Source organism: Mycobacterium sp. PO1, from assembly GCF_017312405.1.
Lineage (GTDB): Bacteria > Actinomycetota > Actinomycetes > Mycobacteriales > Mycobacteriaceae > Mycobacterium.
The window spans coordinates 69879-86763 of record NZ_BLTG01000001.1 but is presented as its reverse complement, the minus strand read 5'-3'; the positions used below and the strand labels follow the sequence as shown (position 1 = coordinate 86763).

The 16885-nt window shown below is 68.5% G+C and carries 17 protein-coding genes and 1 tRNA gene; 6 read left to right on the top strand and 12 right to left on the bottom strand.

The window, feature by feature from the left end; genetic code table 11:
- Positions 1–125: 125 nt before the first annotated feature.
- From J3476_RS00450 to J3476_RS00430, 5 genes are all read right to left on the bottom strand, one after another.
- Complete coding sequence (locus tag J3476_RS00450; RefSeq protein ID WP_207064660.1) at positions 126–620, bottom strand: (2Fe-2S)-binding protein; 495 nt, start codon at positions 618–620, stop codon at positions 126–128.
- A gap of 2 nt (positions 621–622) precedes the next feature.
- Entirely contained in the window at positions 623–1510 is an 888-nt protein-coding gene (locus tag J3476_RS00445; protein WP_207064659.1) for a xanthine dehydrogenase family protein subunit M, read from the bottom strand.
- Entirely contained in the window at positions 1507–2205 is a 699-nt protein-coding gene (locus J3476_RS00440; RefSeq protein ID WP_207064658.1) for an SRPBCC family protein, read from the bottom strand. Before J3476_RS00440 ends, J3476_RS00445 begins: the two co-directional genes overlap by 4 nt.
- 18 nt (positions 2206–2223) lie before the next feature.
- Entirely contained in the window at positions 2224–4584 is a 2361-nt protein-coding gene (locus tag J3476_RS00435) for a xanthine dehydrogenase family protein molybdopterin-binding subunit (protein ID WP_207064684.1), read from the bottom strand.
- An 82-nt stretch (positions 4585–4666) separates the two neighbouring features.
- A complete protein-coding gene (locus J3476_RS00430; protein ID WP_207064657.1) occupies positions 4667–5788 on the bottom strand; it encodes an XdhC family protein in 1122 nt (373 codons plus the stop codon).
- Positions 5789–5816: 28 nt separating this feature from the next.
- Here J3476_RS00430 and J3476_RS00425 point away from each other — a divergent pair, with 28 nt between their 5' ends.
- Positions 5817–6473 (top strand): M15 family metallopeptidase, encoded by a 657-nt coding sequence (locus tag J3476_RS00425; RefSeq protein ID WP_207064656.1) that lies wholly within the window; start codon positions 5817–5819, stop codon positions 6471–6473.
- A gap of 16 nt (positions 6474–6489) precedes the next feature.
- Complete coding sequence (locus J3476_RS00420; protein ID WP_207064655.1) at positions 6490–7359, top strand: DKNYY domain-containing protein; 870 nt, start codon at positions 6490–6492, stop codon at positions 7357–7359.
- A 5-nt stretch (positions 7360–7364) separates the two neighbouring features.
- Here J3476_RS00420 and J3476_RS00415 read toward each other — a convergent pair whose 3' ends face one another.
- From J3476_RS00415 to J3476_RS00400, 4 genes are all read right to left on the bottom strand, one after another.
- Entirely contained in the window at positions 7365–9569 is a 2205-nt protein-coding gene (locus J3476_RS00415) for a DUF4185 domain-containing protein (protein ID WP_207064654.1), read from the bottom strand.
- A 179-nt stretch (positions 9570–9748) separates the two neighbouring features.
- Entirely contained in the window at positions 9749–10105 is a 357-nt protein-coding gene (locus tag J3476_RS00410; RefSeq protein WP_207064653.1) for a hypothetical protein, read from the bottom strand.
- Between the two features lie 17 nt (positions 10106–10122).
- A tRNA-Thr gene (locus J3476_RS00405) sits at positions 10123–10197 on the bottom strand.
- A 26-nt stretch (positions 10198–10223) separates the two neighbouring features.
- A complete protein-coding gene (locus J3476_RS00400; RefSeq protein WP_207064652.1) occupies positions 10224–10958 on the bottom strand; it encodes a hypothetical protein in 735 nt (244 codons plus the stop codon).
- Between the two features lie 95 nt (positions 10959–11053).
- Between J3476_RS00400 and J3476_RS00395 the strand changes: the two genes are divergently transcribed.
- Together J3476_RS00395 and J3476_RS00390 are read left to right on the top strand one after the other, a co-directional pair.
- A complete protein-coding gene (locus tag J3476_RS00395; RefSeq protein WP_207064651.1) occupies positions 11054–11770 on the top strand; it encodes a response regulator transcription factor in 717 nt (238 codons plus the stop codon).
- Between the two features lie 20 nt (positions 11771–11790).
- Entirely contained in the window at positions 11791–13239 is a 1449-nt protein-coding gene (locus tag J3476_RS00390; RefSeq protein ID WP_170311220.1) for a cell wall metabolism sensor histidine kinase WalK, read from the top strand.
- Here J3476_RS00390 and J3476_RS00385 read toward each other — a convergent pair.
- Positions 13211–13615, bottom strand: coding sequence for an HIT family protein (locus tag J3476_RS00385; RefSeq protein WP_207064650.1), 405 nt, complete (start codon positions 13613–13615; stop codon positions 13211–13213). The genes J3476_RS00390 and J3476_RS00385 overlap by 29 nt on opposite strands.
- Positions 13616–13697: 82 nt before the next feature.
- On the opposite strand from J3476_RS00385, the gene J3476_RS00380 reads away from it, so the two are divergent.
- Complete coding sequence (locus tag J3476_RS00380) at positions 13698–13895, top strand: hypothetical protein (protein WP_152518778.1); 198 nt, start codon at positions 13698–13700, stop codon at positions 13893–13895.
- Positions 13896–13962: 67 nt separating this feature from the next.
- Positions 13963–15609, top strand: a complete 1647-nt coding sequence (locus J3476_RS00375; RefSeq protein WP_207064649.1) for a long-chain-fatty-acid--CoA ligase — start codon at positions 13963–13965, stop codon at positions 15607–15609.
- On the opposite strand, the gene J3476_RS00370 is transcribed toward J3476_RS00375, so the two are convergent.
- The gene (locus tag J3476_RS00370) at positions 15599–16456 is read right to left on the bottom strand and encodes an SDR family oxidoreductase (RefSeq protein ID WP_207064683.1); all 858 of its coding nucleotides are present in this window, start codon (positions 16454–16456) and stop codon (positions 15599–15601) included. The two genes, J3476_RS00375 and J3476_RS00370, sit on opposite strands and share 11 nt — an antisense overlap.
- On the bottom strand, positions 16452–16883 hold the full coding sequence (locus tag J3476_RS00365) for a nuclear transport factor 2 family protein (RefSeq protein ID WP_207064648.1): 432 nt from the start codon (positions 16881–16883) through the stop codon (positions 16452–16454). The genes J3476_RS00370 and J3476_RS00365 overlap by 5 nt, the downstream gene beginning before the upstream one ends.
- Between the last annotated feature and the right edge of the window lie 2 nt (positions 16884–16885).

The following is a 16885-nucleotide window of genomic DNA, read 5'->3' as shown; positions in this document are numbered from 1 at the left end:
TTCCATCGACGCAAGCGCCGCCGCACACCCTGCCTCGCATCACTTCGCGACCGCTGGGTCGCGCTGGAGACGGAGGGTCAGCGGCGACGTCGAAATCCCCGGTCAGGCGGGCCCTTCGCCGACACTCAGCTCCGCACCGCCATGTTCGTTGCCGTCATCTCAGAGGCACGGCGAACCGCATTGACGATGCCCTGATAGCCGGTGCACCGGCAGAAGTTCCCGGACAGGCCCTCGCGGATCTCCTCGTCGGTGGGAGACGGATTGTCGCGCAGCAGTGCGGTGATACTGGTGACGAATCCGGGTGTGCAGAAGCCGCATTGAAGTCCGTGGCATTCACGCAGCGCGGACTGCACGGGCGACAGCTCGCCGGATTCGTCGGCGATCCCTTCGACGGTGGTGACGTCCTGCCCCTCGGCCTGTACCGCGAAGATCAGGCATGCCCGCACCGCCTGGCCGTCGAGCAGCACGGTGCAGGCGCCGCAGGCGCCGTGTTCACAGCCCAGGTGGGTTCCTGTCAGACCGCACTTCTCGCGCAGGAAGTCCGCCAGTGTCAGCCTCGGTTCCACGATATGGCGAACCCGCTTGCCGTTGACGGCGATTTCGACCGGTGTCTCGTACATCGTCACTCTTTCTCGTTCGCCTCTGCCACGGCTTCGCAGAGCGCCCGCGCCAGCATCGTCGCGCCGACTCGGGCCCGGTAGGCCGAGGACCCCTGCAGATCGGCGGGAATGTCCTGGATTGCCGCCATGGTCGCCCTGGCGACCTCGAGCGCGGCGTCCCCGTCGAGGTCGCTCACCGTCCGGCCGACGAGAGCGTCTTCAGCGACGGTGCCGCGCAGTGGCGTCGAACCCAGACCGAGCAGACCCACCCCGCACCGACTCACCCGGTCGTCAGCGTCGACCTGGATCGCCGCGACGGCACCGGCGATCGCGAAGTCGCCGTGTCGGCGCGCGAATTCATGTACGGCGAAGCCGCTGCGTGCCTCCCACACCGGGAACCGGACCGCAGTGAGGATCTCGTCGGAGGCCAGCGAGGTCTCCCACAAGCCGGTGAAGAACTCAGCAGCCGGGATGGTCCGGGGGCCGCGTGCGGAATGCGCCTCCATGTCCGCGTCGAGCGCCAGCGCCACTGCGGCATATTCCGCAGCCGGGTCGGCGTGGGCGATCGCGCCACCGAGCGTGCCGCGGGTGCGGATCTGGAAGTGTCCGATGTGCGGGGTGACCATCGTCAACAGCGGGACAGAGTCGGCGACCTCGTCGTCCATCCCGACCAGCGCGTGCGAGGTGGTCGCGCCGACGCGCACCGCGCCGTCGTCGAGATCGATGCCGCACAGCTCGTCGAGACGGGAGATGTCGATGAGAGCGTCGAAGTGCGTCAACCGCATCGCCAGCATCGGTACCAGGCTCTGGCCACCGGCCAACACCTTGGCGTCGTCACCGAATTCGGCGAGCATGTCGGCGGCCTCCTTCACCGACTCGGGCCGGTGGTAGGCGAACGGGGCGGCCTTCATGAGGTGAGCCGCGACAGCGCGGCCAGCAGCTCGTCGATCGCGGGTGGCACGTGGGGACTGCGACGGCGCCGGCCGATCAGGATGCCGGCGGCCAGGCCGCCGGCCAGCGCAGCGACGACGGGCGCGTACCTCTTGGCGATCGGCAGCGCCACCACTTTCACCAGGTCGACCGAGTCGTCGGAGCTGGGTGCGGCCGCAGCGGTGGCCTGCTCCGCGGTGGCGGCCGTGGTCGCCGACTGTGGCGCGGCGACACCGTCCTGCAGGTCGGCTTCCAGCCGCTTGGCGAACTGCGCGATCAGATTGCCGGCGACGTCGGCGAGCACGCCGCGGCCGAACTGGGCCGCCTTGCCCGAGATCGTCAGGTCGGTGGTGATGACCACCCCGGTGACGTCACCTTCGTCCTTCAGCTGTGCGGTGACCAGCGCGGCGGCGTTGCCGCTGCCCCGGGTCTCTTTGCCGTTCGCCCTGATGACCACCCGTTGCGCGGACTCGTCCTTCTCGGTGAACGTGGCCTCGCCCTGGTAGGACACCGTGATCGGGCCGACCTTGACCTTCACCGCCCCGGTGAAGTCGTCACCATCGACCGACAGCAGCTGCGCGCCCGGGATGCAGGGTGCGACACGCTTCACGTCGGTCAGCACCGTCCACGCGGTCGTGGAGGGAACCGGGACACGAAACTCGTTGACCAACTCCATGATCACTCCGCTCTGGCGCTAGTTCGCCGCTTGTTCGATGGCCTCGACGATGGCTGCCGGGGAGGCCGGGAGGGTGGTGATCGTCGCGCCCAGCGGCGCCAGCGCATCGTTGATCGCGTTGATCACCGCGGGTGTGGAACCGATCGCGCCGCCCTCGCCGCAGCCCTTGTAGCCACCGACACCCGGGCCGGGAATCTCGACGTGCCCGTACTCGATCGGCGGAACCTCGGTGGCGGTGGGCAGCAGGTAGTCGACGAACGTCGACGACAGCGGATTGCCGTCAGCGTCGTAGGACATCTGCTCCAGCAGCGCACCGCCGATGCCCTGTACGGTGCCGCCGGCGATCTGCCCCTCGACCACGTTCGGATTGATCATGGGGCCGACGTCCTCGCTGACGATATAGCGCGTCAGCGTCACGTGACCGGTCTCGACGTCGACCTCGCAGGTGCACGCGTGGGTGGCGTTGGCCCAGTGGATCGGCGCGGTGGGGGGAGAGGTGAACCGCGCTGTCGCCTCCAGCGACGCCGACATCCCGGGCGGCAGCTGCTGGGGCTCGTAATAGGCCCGGTAGGCGAGGTCGGCGAAGCTGACTGACGTGCCGGGATCCTCGCGGACAAGTGCTCTGGACCCGGACAGTTCCACGGCGGACTCCTCGACGCCCAGCCTCGACGCGGCCATCGCGACGATCTGCCTGCGCAGGATCGTGCCTGCTTCGTGCACCGCCCCGGCGGTCATCGGTCCGCTGCGACTGCCCTGGGTGCCCGCGCCGTACGGAGTGACGGCGGTGTCACCCTGGATGGTGGCGACGTCGTGGATGTCGGCACCGAGCGCGTCGGCGGTCAACTGCACGACCGTCGTCTCGATGCTGTTGCCCGTCGAACCGCCGTTGACGTAGACGTTGATCTTGCCCGTCGACTCCATCCGGATGGTGGCGCCCTCGGAGGCGAGGTGGCCGGTGGCGGCGCCGGTCGGCTCGATGTAGGCCGAGTAGCCCAGGCCGAGGTAGCGGCCCTGGGCCAGCGCTTCGGCCTGCATCGCGCGGAAACCCTCGTGGTCGAGGATCTTCACCGCCTGCTCCAGGGTGTCCGCCGGCGCGACGTGGTCGTAGGGCATGCCGTTCGGATTGAAATAGGGCATCTCGTCGCCGCGCAGGATGTTGCGGCGCCGCAACTCGAGCGGGTCCAGACCCATCTGGCGGGCGGCGATGTCGAGAAGGATTTCCCGCGTGAGGGTTTCGTACTGCCACGGGCCCCGGTAGGCCGCCAGGCCCGCGGTGTTGGAGAACACCGTCTTGTAGTTGAAGCTGGCCTTCGGAACCCGGTAGGGGCCGGGGAAGAACATCCCGATCGCCGCGGTGGTGAGAACGGGATACGGCGTGGGGTAGGCGCCGACGTCCTGGAGGAAGTCGATGTCGGCGGCCAGGATGGTGCCGTCCTCGTCGAACGCCATCCGTACGTCGCCGTCGACGTGGCGCGCCTGACCGGCCGTCATCAGGTTCTCCCGGCGGTCCTCGATCCACTTCAATGGCGCCGAGACGCGACGGGCGGCCAGCAGCACGCACATGTCCTCGCGCATCGGCACGACCTTCTGACCGAAGCCGCCGCCGGTGTCGCGCATGATCACCCGCACCCGCTGGGCCGGGATACCCAGCAGGCGCGCGGCGAAGGCACGCAGCTCGTGCGGGGTCTGGGTGGACGCCCAGACGGTCAGATCACCGGAAGCGGCCTGCCAGTCCACCACCATCCCGCGGGTCTCGATCGGGACCGGCGCGTGGATCTGCTGGTAGATGTGCGCCGAGGCGACGTGCGCGGCCCCGGAGAAGGTCTCCTCGTCCGGCGGTGCCCCACCCATTCCGCCGGCCACGTTGTCCGGATAGGCCTCGTGCACGACGGGCGCCCCGGCAGCCGACCCGCCCACGGCGCGGGTGAAATCCGCGACGGCGGGCAGCGGTTCGTAGTCGACGTCGATGAGCTCGATGGCGTCCTCGGCCAGGTAGCGGCTCTCGGCGATCACCAGTGCCAGCGGGTCGCCGACGAAGCGCACCTCGTCCTCGGCCAGCGGTGGTCGCGGGGTGTCCGGGATGTCCTTGCCGGCCACCGCGTGCCACGCCTCCCGGACGTCGGGGTTCAGGTCGGCGGCGGTGAACACCGCGTGCACGCCGGGCAGGGCGAGCGCGGCCGAGGCGTCGAATCCGCGGATTCTGGCGCGGGCGAACGGGCTGCGGACGAAGCAGGCGTGCAGCATGCCGGGACGGCTGATGTCGTCGACGAACGAGCCGTGACCGGTGAGAAGCCGGCTGTCCTCGACGCGCTCGACCCGTCGGCCGGCGTAGCGCGCGGTGATGGTGCCGGTGTCGGTGTGGATGGCGGTGTCGGTCAGTTCGATCACTCCCCTCTGCACTTGGAGAGTGACGTTATCGTATTCGAGAGAGACATTTCCACCATGAATGTCTCATCGCTGTTCAGGCGTCGTGGTGGATGCGTCCGCCCAGCTCAGTGAGCGGTCGGCCACCGCCGCCCCAGCGCCGGGCGATGATCTCGGCGGCGATCGACACCGCGGTCTCCTCCGGTGTCCGCGCCCCGAGGTCCAACCCGATCGGGCTGGACAGCCTGGCGAGTTCGGCATCGGACAGTCCCGCTTCGCGCAGTCGGCGCAGCCGGTCCCGGTGGGTGCGCCGCGATCCCATCACCCCGATGTAGCCCACGTCGGGTAGCCGCAGCGCGACCTGCAGGACGGGAACGTCGAACTTGGGATCGTGGGTCAGCACGCAGATCGCGGTACGGTCGTCGATCGAGCCCTGTTGCGCCTGTTCGGCCAGATAACGGTCGGGCCAGTCGACGACGACCTCTTCCGCGGCGGGGAATCGGGCGGCCGTGGCGAACACCGGCCGGGCGTCGCAGACGGTGACCCGGTAACCCAGCAACGCGGCTTGGCGGGCCAGCGCAGCGGCGAAGTCGATGGCTCCGAAGACGAGCATTCTCGGCGGGGGAGCGTGGCTGGCGACGAAGACCTCCATGCCGGCCTCCTGGCGCTGGCCGTCGGGGCCGTAGGTCAGGACCGCCGACCGGCCGGCGGCCAGTAGTCCGCGCGCGTCGTCGGCGACTGCGGCGTCGGCGCGCGCCGACCCGAGGGTGCCCAGGGTCGAATCGGCGCCGACCACCAGCCGCGCACCCACCCGGGCGGAGTCGGGATGGGCGACGATCGTGGCGACCGCGACCGCACGGTGTGCGGCGATGTCGTCGGCGACGGCCTGAAGGTGTGGAAACGTCTCCCGCGACACCGCTTCGGTGAACACGTCGATGGTGCCGCCACAGGTCAACCCGACTGCGAACGCGTCGTCGTCGCTGACGCCGTAGCGCTGCAACTCGGGCCGTCCACTGGCGACCACGTCGGCGGCGAGTTCGTACACCGCCGCCTCGACACAGCCGCCGGACACCGAGCCGGCGACGGTGCCGTCCGGGGACACCACCATCGCCGCTCCCGGCGGTCGGGGTGCCGATTTCATCGTGCGCACGACGGTCGACAGCCCGGCCGTGCCGCCGGCCCGCCAGACGGCGAGCAGCTCGTCGAGTACGTCGCGCACCTGCGCAGTGTATGCCTAGGCTGGCTTCATGAACCTGGGGCGACGCATCGTTGTGCTGTGCGGCATGGTTATTGGCGGGCTGGCGGCCGCGCCCCTGTCGGCCGCCCAGGTGCCGCCGGTGTCGGATGCGGCGCGCGCGGTGGGGTTCATCGACGTGCGCAGCGTCGTGCCCGACGCGGTCGTCGATCTGCGCTACGCCACCTCCGCCAACTTCGTCGGGGCGCCGCTGTACCCGGCCGGGGCCCGCTGCCTGGTGCACGAATCGCTGGCCGCCGGACTCCGCACGGCCGCGGCGGTGGTGCGCCGGGGCGGCGAGCGGCTGGTGTTCTGGGACTGTTACCGGCCGCATTCGGTCCAGGTGACGATGTTCGAGGTGGTTCCCAATCCCGCCTGGGTGGCCCGCCCGGGCCCCTATTCGAAGAGTCACGAGACGGGCCGGTCGGTGGACGTCACGCTGGCCGACGCGACGGGTCTGGTCGACATGGGCACCGGTTTCGACGACTTCACGCCGCGCAGCCATGCCGACGCCAGCGACGGCGTGAGCCCGGCTGCCCGGGCCAACCGGGTCCGCCTGCGTGAGGCGATGGAAGCCGGCGGGTTCACCGTGTACTCGGGCGAATGGTGGCATTTCGACGGTCCCGGGGCCGCAGTGCAGCGCCCGATCGTCGATGTTCCGGTGGTTTGAGTGCTTCCATGGAGGTATGCGCACAATCATCGCCGCGACCGTGCTGGTGGCTGTGGCGTTGTCGGGGGGATGCAGCACCGTCGACGAGCCGGACTCGCTCGTCGACGAAGCCGGGTACCACGTTCGTGACAACGCCGTCTACTATCTGAATCCGTTTCCCGGCAAGGCTTTCGAGATCGACGATGCCGACGCCGCCAGCTTCGACATCATCGACCGGACCTACGCGCGCGACAGCGGCCAGGTCTACATCAACGGCTATCCGCTGCCGGGGGCGCAGCCGGGGTCGTTCGAGCTGCTGGAGCGGCCCGGATTCGCCAAGGACAGCCGGCGGGTCTACCAGCACGACCAGCCGATCAGCACCGATCCGGGGCATTTCGAACTGCTCCCCGGTGGCCTGAGTAAAGACAGCTCGCGGGTCTACGCACCCGACGGTGCGGTGCTGTCCCATGACCCGGCCGAGTTCGAGATCGTCTCCGATGAGGACGACTACCTGTTCGCCGAAGACGGCGGCTCGGTGTACGTGAACAACCGGCCCATCCGGGGAGCCTCGCCGTCGACATTCGAGGTGCTGTCCGGTGGTTACTCCCGCGACGCCGAGCACGCGTTCTATTTCGACCGGCAGATCACCGATGCCGACGTGGCAAGCTTCCGGGTGATCGAAGGGCCGTATGCCGTTGATTCGCAACGTGTTTACTGGATGGGCGAAGTGATCGCGGGTGCCGATCCGGCGAGCTTCGAGGTGCTCAACGCCAACTTCGAATGCTCAGCGGACACCCGTCACGCGTTCTATCGGCAGACGACCATCCCCGGGGCGCGTCCGGCGACGTTCCCGCCGGACAGCGAAGTGGTCGGCTGCTCGCCGGCGTCGATATCGTTCGCCGACTGAGCCACTCAGATCTTGGTCAGGTCGGTACGCATCAGCATGATGTTGTAGTCCGACCACAGCGACAGGTTCCAGTACAGGTCCGAGCCGGTGCCGACCGTCGACGGCGACCACGGATGCATCATCGGGGCGTAGATACCGCCGGACTGCTGGGTGATCAGCACCGTCGCGTCCGACCACTCGCCCTGCGGGGTGTCGGATGTGCGGATGACCACGTTGTTGAACTGATCGCCGTACATGACGACGTACTTCTCCAGGTAGTCGTTGTACTGCACGGACATCTCACTGACCGTGTAACCCGGTTTCGTCGACCCGCACGCCCCGCCTGATTTGCCGATGATGGCCGACGCCGAGGACGGACTGTTCTTCACCCACTTGGCCGAGCTGGATCCGAACCAGCCCGACGACGCCTTCTTGTAGTACTCGTATTTGTCGGCGTCGAGGATGTTCTCCGGTGTCACCCGGGCCAGGTACGCCGCACCCTGCCGGCCGTTGGGCGTGCCGTACATGTATACGTAGCCGTCGTCGCCCTTGACGAACGCCGACTGCTGGAAGTTCTTGTTGCCGCTGAAGATCGAGTTGTAGCGGACACTTTCCGGGGCGACGGTGAAGTTCTCGCCGTTGTCGGTGGAGTAGGCGATCGCCGAGTAGTTCGTGCTCCAGCGGCCCGCCGAGCCCCAGTTCGACACCGACATGAAGCTTACGTACTGGATGGTGCCGAACGGCGTCTCCTCGGTCACCTCGGTGGGCAGCGAGACTCCCGCCGTGGGGATCAGCGTCACCGAGTTGGGCAGCCACGACGGCCGGTTGATGATGGGCCGCGCCTGGGTCGGGCCGTCGAGCGGGGCGCCACCGAACATGTTGCCGTTGAACCATTCCCCGTCCGGGATGGTCATGCCGTCGGAGAGATCGTCGTCGGAGCTGCGGAACAGCGAGTTGTAGATGTGGCGGCCGGTCATGTTCGCGCTCCCGAAGGAGTCGCCGACGGCGATGAGGATCTGGTGCTCGTTCCACGGGGTGCTGGGATCGTCGACCATCCCGTTGTCCCACATCGTGCCGACGTCGGTGCCGTAGATGTCGAACCGGATGTTGGTGTTGGCCTCGGTCGAATCGCTGTAGATGTAGGGGCCGGTGACCCAGCTGACGAAGTTCGTCGACGCACTGAGCTGAGGGTTCAGGAACGGCGAGTAGGGCGTCAGCGCGGCGGCTGCGGCGGGGTCCGCCGCCAGGGTGGCCGCCGGGTCGGCGGTCAGGGCCAGGCTGGTGGGGGCCGCGGCAACGCGGCGGGCGAGCTGATCGGCGCTGCGCGCGGCGAACAGGGTCTCCAACTCGCGGCGCGCGAACGACAGCAGGGCCCACATGAACGGCGGTTGCGGAGCGCTGCCGGGATCCGGCGCGGCCTGTTGCCGGGCCCAGTCGATCATGCTGTTCACCACGTTCACCACGGCGGTGACGACGGTGTACTTCTTCGGTTCGACCGGCTGGGTCAGGGACTTGGTCGTGGTCGTGGTCGTCGCGGCGGCCAGCGTGCTGGCGTTGGCGAACACCGCGACCTTGCCGGTCTCCTTGGGCGCCTGGGCCGGATCGTCGACCGCGGAGGAGGATTCCGCGCCGGTCGTCTCCGCTTGGGCTGCGGCGGTGTCGCTGGCCGCCTCGGAAGGCTGCTTCGTGGCGGTGTCGACGGGTTCGGCGGTACCGCGGTCGGATTTGTGGGCCGCCTCCGCGGACAGCTCCGGATCAGGCTCGGTCGTCTCGTCGGGGTCTGCATCCTGCGTGGGGTCCTCGGCGTCGGCGCCCCCCTGGGGCGCTTCGTCGGTGGGCTCCTCTGCGGCTTCACCGTCGGAGATGTCCCCGGCCGTGTCGCCGTCGTCGCCGTCAGCGTCGTCGCCGTCAGCGTCGTCACCGTCCACGCCGAGATCGATGTCCTCGGCCTCGTCGTCGCCGGCGTCACCCTCGTCGGCGTCGGACCCGTCCGTATCGCCGTCGCCACTGTCATCCCGGGACGTGCCGGCCGTGGGGCCGCTCGAACCCGAGGACGAACTCTCCGAGGCGGCGTTCTCCGATGTTGCTGACGAGGACTCCGAGGACTCCGCAGAACCGCGGGAATCCGTGTCGTCGGCCCAGGCAACTCCCTGGCCTGCGAAGACTGCCGTTCCGACGCCCAGGGCGACGGCTAGACCGCCGACCCGCCCGACGTATGCTGCGCCACCCATGAAACCCCTTCGAACCAGCCCAGATCGACCCCCGTCGTCGGGACCATTGAAGCGTATCCGCGCGGAGGCGGCCAGCAAAAAGTCAAAACGTCACAACATTCACTTCGTTACCGTGACCATGCGCGTTCGGGGGAACACAGCGGGCATCGGGAGGTAGCCGGCAAACCCGTTCGCCGCACTCACTCGACCCGTTCGAGCGCCTTCTCGTACAGGTCGACCGCGTCGGCGATACCGTCACCGACCCACGCGTCGACAAATCCGACCTGGTCGGCGACCAACTGCACACGCTGCAGCCACAGTTCGAAATCGCCGTCGCGGCGCAGCGCGTCGATCTGCTCGACCGATCCCTGGATCAGGATGAAGCCACCGAGTTCGATGCTTTGCGGCTTGAGCACCACGCGGTCGAACCGCTCGATCCGGTTCTGCGCCTGCAGCCCGCCGAGATACTCCTGCGTCTCGATCAGCAGGTCGAGCGCCTTGCGCTCACGTCCGCGCGTCGGCACACCCCATGCGATCCACAACCCGGTCTCGGCCATGGGGACACGCTACTGTCTGGAGCCCCCTGTCAGGATTGAACTGACGACCGCTCGCTTACAAGGCGAGTGCTCTACCACTGAGCTAAGGAGGCCTGGCGGGGCCAAGCCTATCGGCTCGCTAGTCCGCGTCGATAATCCGTTGCGAGGTCACCGGGCGGGAGACCGGCCGGCTGCGCGGCCGCCTGCCGGGGAACGGGATACGGTCGGCGATGTTGCTCAGCGGGTTGACCACCTGGCTGAGCACGATCACCGCTTCACGCAGCGCCTCGATCGTCGGTTCCAGCGCCTCCAACCCGGGGGCCAGTCGGTTCAGCGTGTCGGCGACATCGGCGAGCTGTTCGAGCGGGCCGTTGCGGGCGGTCAGCTTGTCGATCAGCCCGTCCTCGGCCAGCAGGCGGTCGGCCAGCCCGTCCTCGGCCAGCACGCGTTCCACCAGCCCTTCCTCGTCCAGCAGCTGGTCGACCAGACCGCCCGGCTCGATGGCCCGCATCAGCCCGCCGTCGTCCTGGGTGAGCCGGTCGAGCACTCCGCCCGGGGCGGTGAGCCGGTCGACGACGCCGCCCGGTTTCAGCAGCCGGTCCAGTGCGCCGTCGGGTGCCAGCGCGCGACCCAGCGGCTGGTCCTCGTCCATCAGGCGGGCCAACCGGTTGGCCCGCTCGACGGCGTCCTCGATGCCGAGCACCTGCGCCATCGACGTGGGGCGACCCGTCCGCACCCCGTCCTTCTCTTCGCCCACCGTGCGGTGCGCGATGTCCAGAGCACCCGTCGCCACCGTGATGCCGGCGTCCGCGACGGCCAGCCCGGCGCGCACCGGCGCGAACGCGAGCCCGGTGAGGGATTTGGCGAGGTTCATCTACCCAGTCTAGGGACGACGCAACATCGGATTCACAGGAACTGCACAGTTACCGTGCAGCACATTTCCAAGCGATCCGACGATTATTGATAGCTATGGCCATGCCCGTTCCCGAGAACATCCCTGAGGCCCGTGTGCTGGTCGTCGATGACGAGGCGAACATCGTCGAGTTGCTGTCGGTGAGCCTGAAGTTCCAGGGCTTCGAGGTGCACACGGCCTCGAACGGCCCGGCCGCGTTGGACAAGGCCCGCGAAGTGCGCCCCGACGCGATCATCCTCGACGTGATGATGCCGGGCATGGACGGCTTCGGGCTGCTGCGCCGGCTGCGTGCCGACGGTGTCGACGCCCCCGCGCTGTTCCTGACCGCGCGCGACTCGTTGCAGGACAAGATCGCGGGCCTGACCCTCGGTGGCGACGACTACGTGACGAAGCCGTTCAGCCTCGAGGAGGTCGTGGCCCGGCTGCGGGTCATCCTGCGCCGGTCCGGCCGCGGCATCGAGGAACCGCGGACCTCGCGGCTCACGTTCGCCGACATCGAGATCGACGAGGACACCCACGAAGTGTGGAAGGCCGGTGAGCCCGTGTCGCTGTCGCCGACCGAGTTCACACTGCTGCGGTACTTCATCATCAACGCGGGCACGGTGCTGTCGAAGCCGAAGATCCTCGACCACGTGTGGCGTTACGACTTCGGCGGTGACGTCAACGTCGTCGAGTCCTACGTGTCCTATCTGCGGCGCAAGATCGACACCGGCGACAAGCGTCTGCTGCACACCTTGCGCGGTGTCGGCTATGTCCTGCGCGAACCCAGGTAGCCGCGCTGGACAATAGTGGCGTGGCAGCTCAGGTCAGGCGCGGCGTCCCGCTTCGGGTCGGACTGGTCGCCGCCACGCTCGTGCTGGTGGCGCTGGGCCTGTTGGCGTCCGGCGTCGCGGTGACGACCCTGCTTCAGCACAGTCTGATGAACCGCGTGGACGACACCCTGCTCGACGCGTCGAGGGGCTGGGCCCAGGTTCCGAGGCGGATACCCACCTCACCGGTCGAGCCGAACCCGGCGCGACCGCCGTCGGACTTCTACGTGCGCGGCATGGATCCCGACGGCCTCATCTGGATGGCGGTCAACGACCGGGACACCGAGCCGCGTCTGCCCGCCGACAACGATGTGGGACCAGTGCCGGTCACCGTCGGCTCCATCGACGGCTCCGACACCCAGTGGCGCGCGATGACCGTCCGCGGTCTCAGCGGTGAACTCACCACCGTCGCGATCGATCTGTCCAACGTGAACTCCACGGTGCGGGCGCTGATCTACGCCCAGATCGGCATCGGCGCCGCCGTGCTCATCGTCCTCGGCGTGGCCGGCTACGCCGTCGTGCATCGCAGCCTGCGGCCGCTGACCGAAGTGGAGGAGACGGCCGCGGCCATCGCCGCGGGTCAACTGGACCGCCGCGTCCCCGAACGCGACCCGGCCACCGAAGTCGGTCGACTCTCACTCGCGCTCAACGGCATGCTCGCCCAGATCCAGCGCGCGCTGGCCTCCTCGGAGCAGTCCGCGGAGCAGGCCCGCACATCCGAGGATCGGATGCGGCGCTTCATCACCGACGCCAGCCACGAACTACGCACCCCGCTGACCACCATTCGCGGCTTCGCCGAGCTCTACCGCCAGGGCGCCGCCCGGGATGTGGAGATGCTGATGGGACGCATCGAAAGCGAGTCCCGCCGAATGGGGCTGCTGGTCGAGGACCTCCTGCTGCTGGCCCGCCTCGACGCGCAACGCCCACTTGAACATCACCGGGTGGATCTGCTGGCGCTGGCCAGCGACGCCGTCCACGACGCGCAGTCCATCGCCCCGCAGCGGCGTATCCGGATGGAGGTGTTCGACGGCCCCGGGACACCCGAAGTGCTCGGCGACGAGGCCCGCCTGCGGCAGGTGCTGAGCAACTTGATGGCCAACGCGCTGCAGCACACGCCCGAGACGGCCGGGGTGACCGTGCGGGTGGGCACCGACGGACCCGACGCGGTCATCGAGGTGTGCGATCAAGGCCCCGGGATGTCGACCGAAGACGCCCAACGGGTGTTCGAGCGGTTCTACCGCGCCGACTCGTCGCGGACCCGGGCCAGCGGCGGCACCGGCCTCGGCCTGTCCATCGTGGATTCGCTCGTCTACGCGCACGGCGGGCGCGTCGCGGTGGCCACCTCACCGGGACAGGGCTGCCGATTCCGCGTGAGCCTGCCCCGGATCGCCGAGGCGGCGGTACTCAGCCCAGGTCAGCCAGCGCGTCCTTGATCTTGGCCTGCGCCTCGTCGAGGGACTCCGGCGACGGATTGCGGTCGACGTTGGCGAAGCCGAAGTCCGACAGGTCACGAGCCGGGAACACGTGCACATGAAGATGCGGCACTTCCAGGCCGGCGATGATGACGCCGGCCCGCTCGGCGTCGAACGCGCTGCACACGGCCTTGCCGATGAGCTGGGACACCTCCATCACCCGGGCGAAGACCGCGGGTTCGATGTTCTGCCACTGGTCGATCTCGGCGCGCGGCACCACCAGGGTGTGCCCCTGGGTCATCGGCTCGATCGTCAGGAACGCGACGACGTCCTCGCTCTCGTAGACGAACCGACCCGGGATCTCGCCGTTGATGATCTTGGTGAAGATGGTGGCCATTCCATGAGCATTCCAGGAGCGGCGGCGCACGAAAAAGTCGGGTGTGACCCATCCCACCCGATCCCGGCTACGAACACCTCACATGGATGCCAATGAACTGAGCGAACTACTGCTGGCTTCGCCGCTGTCCGCCGTGCCCGCGGCCGTCATGGTGGTGCTGACCGCACTGACCATGCGATCGGTGATCAAGCGTGAACAGGCGATCATGCCGAGGCGCCGACCCGCCTCCGCGGTGCAGGCGGCCTATCAGAGTCGCTGGCGCAACCGCCCGTCGACCTGAACAGGTGCGGCCTCGCGAAACCGGCGAAGCGCGACGATGCCCGGCCCGTCCTGGCTAGCCTGACCGCATGCTGGGACTGATGCAGGACCGCCCGCTGCTCATCTCCTCGTTGATCGAGCACGCCGCGGCATGTCACGCCGACACCGAGATCGTCTCGCGCCTGCCCGAGGGGCCGGTCCGACGCACCACCTGGTCGCAGATCAGGGACCAGTCCAAGCAGGTGGCCAACGCGTTGGCCCAGCTGGGCATCTCGGCGGCGGACCGGGTGGCCACACTGGCCTGGAACAGCGACCGTCACCTCGCGCTCTACTACGGGGTGTCGGGTTCCGGCGCGGTGATGCACACCGTCAACCCGAGGCTCTTCGCCGAGCAGATCGTCTACATCATCAACCATGCCGAAGATCGGGTGCTGTTCTTCGACATCACCTTCGCGGCTCTGGTCACTGAACTGGCGCCCGAGCTGGAGACCGTCGAGCACTACGTCGTCATGACCGACCGCGAGCACATGCCCGACCTGCCCGGCATCCCCGCCGAGCGACTGCTGTGCTTCGACGAGTTCGTCGCCGCGCAGTCCACCCACTACGAGTGGCCCGAGTTCGACGAACGCAGCGCGTCCTCGCTGTGCTACACCTCCGGCACCACCGGAAACCCCAAAGGCGTGCTGTACTCCCATCGGTCGACGGTGCTGCACGCGATGCTGTCGCTGTCGCGGGACACCTTCGACATCCACAGCGGTGCGACGCTGCTGCTGGTGGTCCCGATGTTCCACGCCAACGCCTGGGGCACCCCGTATTCCGCGGCGATGGTCGGTGCCAAGCTGGTGCTGCCGGGCCCGCATCTGGACGGCGAGAGCGTCTATGAGCTGATGAGAGACGAGCGCGTCACCATCATGCAGGGCGTTCCGACGGTGTGGTTGATGCTGTTCGGCTACCTCGACCAGCATCCCGAGATCGACCCGAGCGAACTGGTTCTGGAGTGGGCCGGCATCGGTGGTTCCGCGCTGTCGCAGTCGATGCTCGAGCGCATCGAGCGCGATCTGGGCGCCGAGGGCGGACAGGGATGGGGGATGACCGAGACCAGCCCGATCTGCGTCGTCGGCCGGCTGCTCCCCAAACATGCGGGTCTGCCTGTCGGCGAACAGCAGAAGGTCAAACTCAAGCAGGGTCGTGGCGTGTTCGGGGTCGAACTGAAGATCGTCGACGAGGACGGACACCGATTGCCCTGGGACGGTCAGGCTTTCGGGGAGGTCTGGGTGCGCGGACCCTGGATCGCCAGCGGCTACTTCAAGGGCGAGGGCGGCGAGCGGCTCGACGGTGAAGGGTTCTTCCCCACCGGGGACATCGCCACCATCGACGCGGACGGTTACCTGCAGTTGGTGGACCGCACCAAGGACGTCATCAAATCCGGGGGCGAATGGGTCAGTTCGATCGACCTGGAGAACGCGGCGATGGGACACCCCGACGTCGCCGAGGCGGCGGTCATCGCCGTCCCACACCCCAAGTGGCAGGAGCGCCCGCTTCTTCTGGTCGTCGCCCGCGAGGGTAGAAGCCCTACCAGGGACGACATCCTGGAGCATCTGGCCGGGCAGGTCGCCAAGTGGTGGCTACCCGACGACGTGGTGTTCCTCGACGAGCTGCCCCACACCGCGACCGGAAAGGTGCTCAAACTGGAGCTGCGCAAGCAGTTCCGGGATCACCGGTTGCCTACGGTCTGACCTGCGTCGCGATCTCCTGCACCGTCCACGGCGGCTCGCCGTGGTGGTCGCGGTAGGCCACGATGCCCGGCGTCTGCCGCGCGAACCTCCCGACGAATCCTCCTGCGGCGATGAAGATCTGCCCGCTGACGTCCTCGGCCAGATCGCTGGCCAGATAGGCATAGGTGGGAGCGACGTACTCGGGTGGACCCGCATCCATGGCGCCCGCGAAGCTGACGTCGTCGAGCAGGCCGCGCCGGTTCAGCGCGGTGATGTGCTGCTCGTACTCTGTGCCGCTGGACAACCGCGTCTTCGCGCCCGGGCACACCACGTTGGCCCGCACCCGGTGTTCCTTGAGTTCGGCCGCGATCGCCAGCGTCAGTGAGTTGACTGCGCCTTTGCCCGCCGGGTAGCCCGTCCCGCCGTAGTCGCCGAGGAAGGCGAACGAACTCGTGTTGACGATCGCGCCCCGGCCCTGCGCGACCATCCGGGGTGCGGCGGCGCGGCACGTCTCGAACGTGGTGCCCAGATGCGCATCCAGCAGATCGTGGAACTGGGCGCTGGTGATGTCCAGTATCGACGAGCCGGGTGGCTCGGCCGTGCCGGCACAGTTGACCAGGATGTCGACGCTGTCGAACTCGCCGGCGCAGGTGGCGATGAGAGCATCGGCGACGGACGGGTCGGCGGGGGAGCCGGCCAGTGCGACCGCGCCGGGGATGCGGCGCGCGGCGTCGTCGGCGGACGTGTCGTCGCGCCCGTTGACCACGACGCCCGCGCCCAGGGACGCGAGCAGTTCGGCCACCGCGAGCCCGATGCCGCGCGTGCCGCCGACGACGACGGCGCCGCGGCCCGACAGCAGCCCGCTAATCCGCACCCTCCGGTTGGGTGAACGTCATCGCGTCCATGTTCCAGTAGCCGCGCAGGTTCGTGATCAGCCCGGCGTCGTTCACCCGGTAGGTGAACACACCCCGCACCGTGGCGACGAACCCGTTCGGGAACGTCGTCTCGAGCACCAGGATGTAGGCGATCTCGGTGGGGCTGCTGGACGGAAACGTCTCCTCGCAGGTGATGCGCAGCTGGTTGGGCCCGATGTTGGTGTCGTAGAACTCCGCCACCGCGGCCTTGCCCCGCACCCCGGTGCCGTCCGGGTTGGTGACCGCCTCACCGATCGGATCCTCGAGAACGACGTCATCGGCCATCAGGGCCAGCCAGCCGTCCTTGTCGCCCGTCTGCACGCAGCGCCACGAACCCTGCGACGCCGCGACGACGGGCGACTGGGTGGCGGTGTCGGTCATCG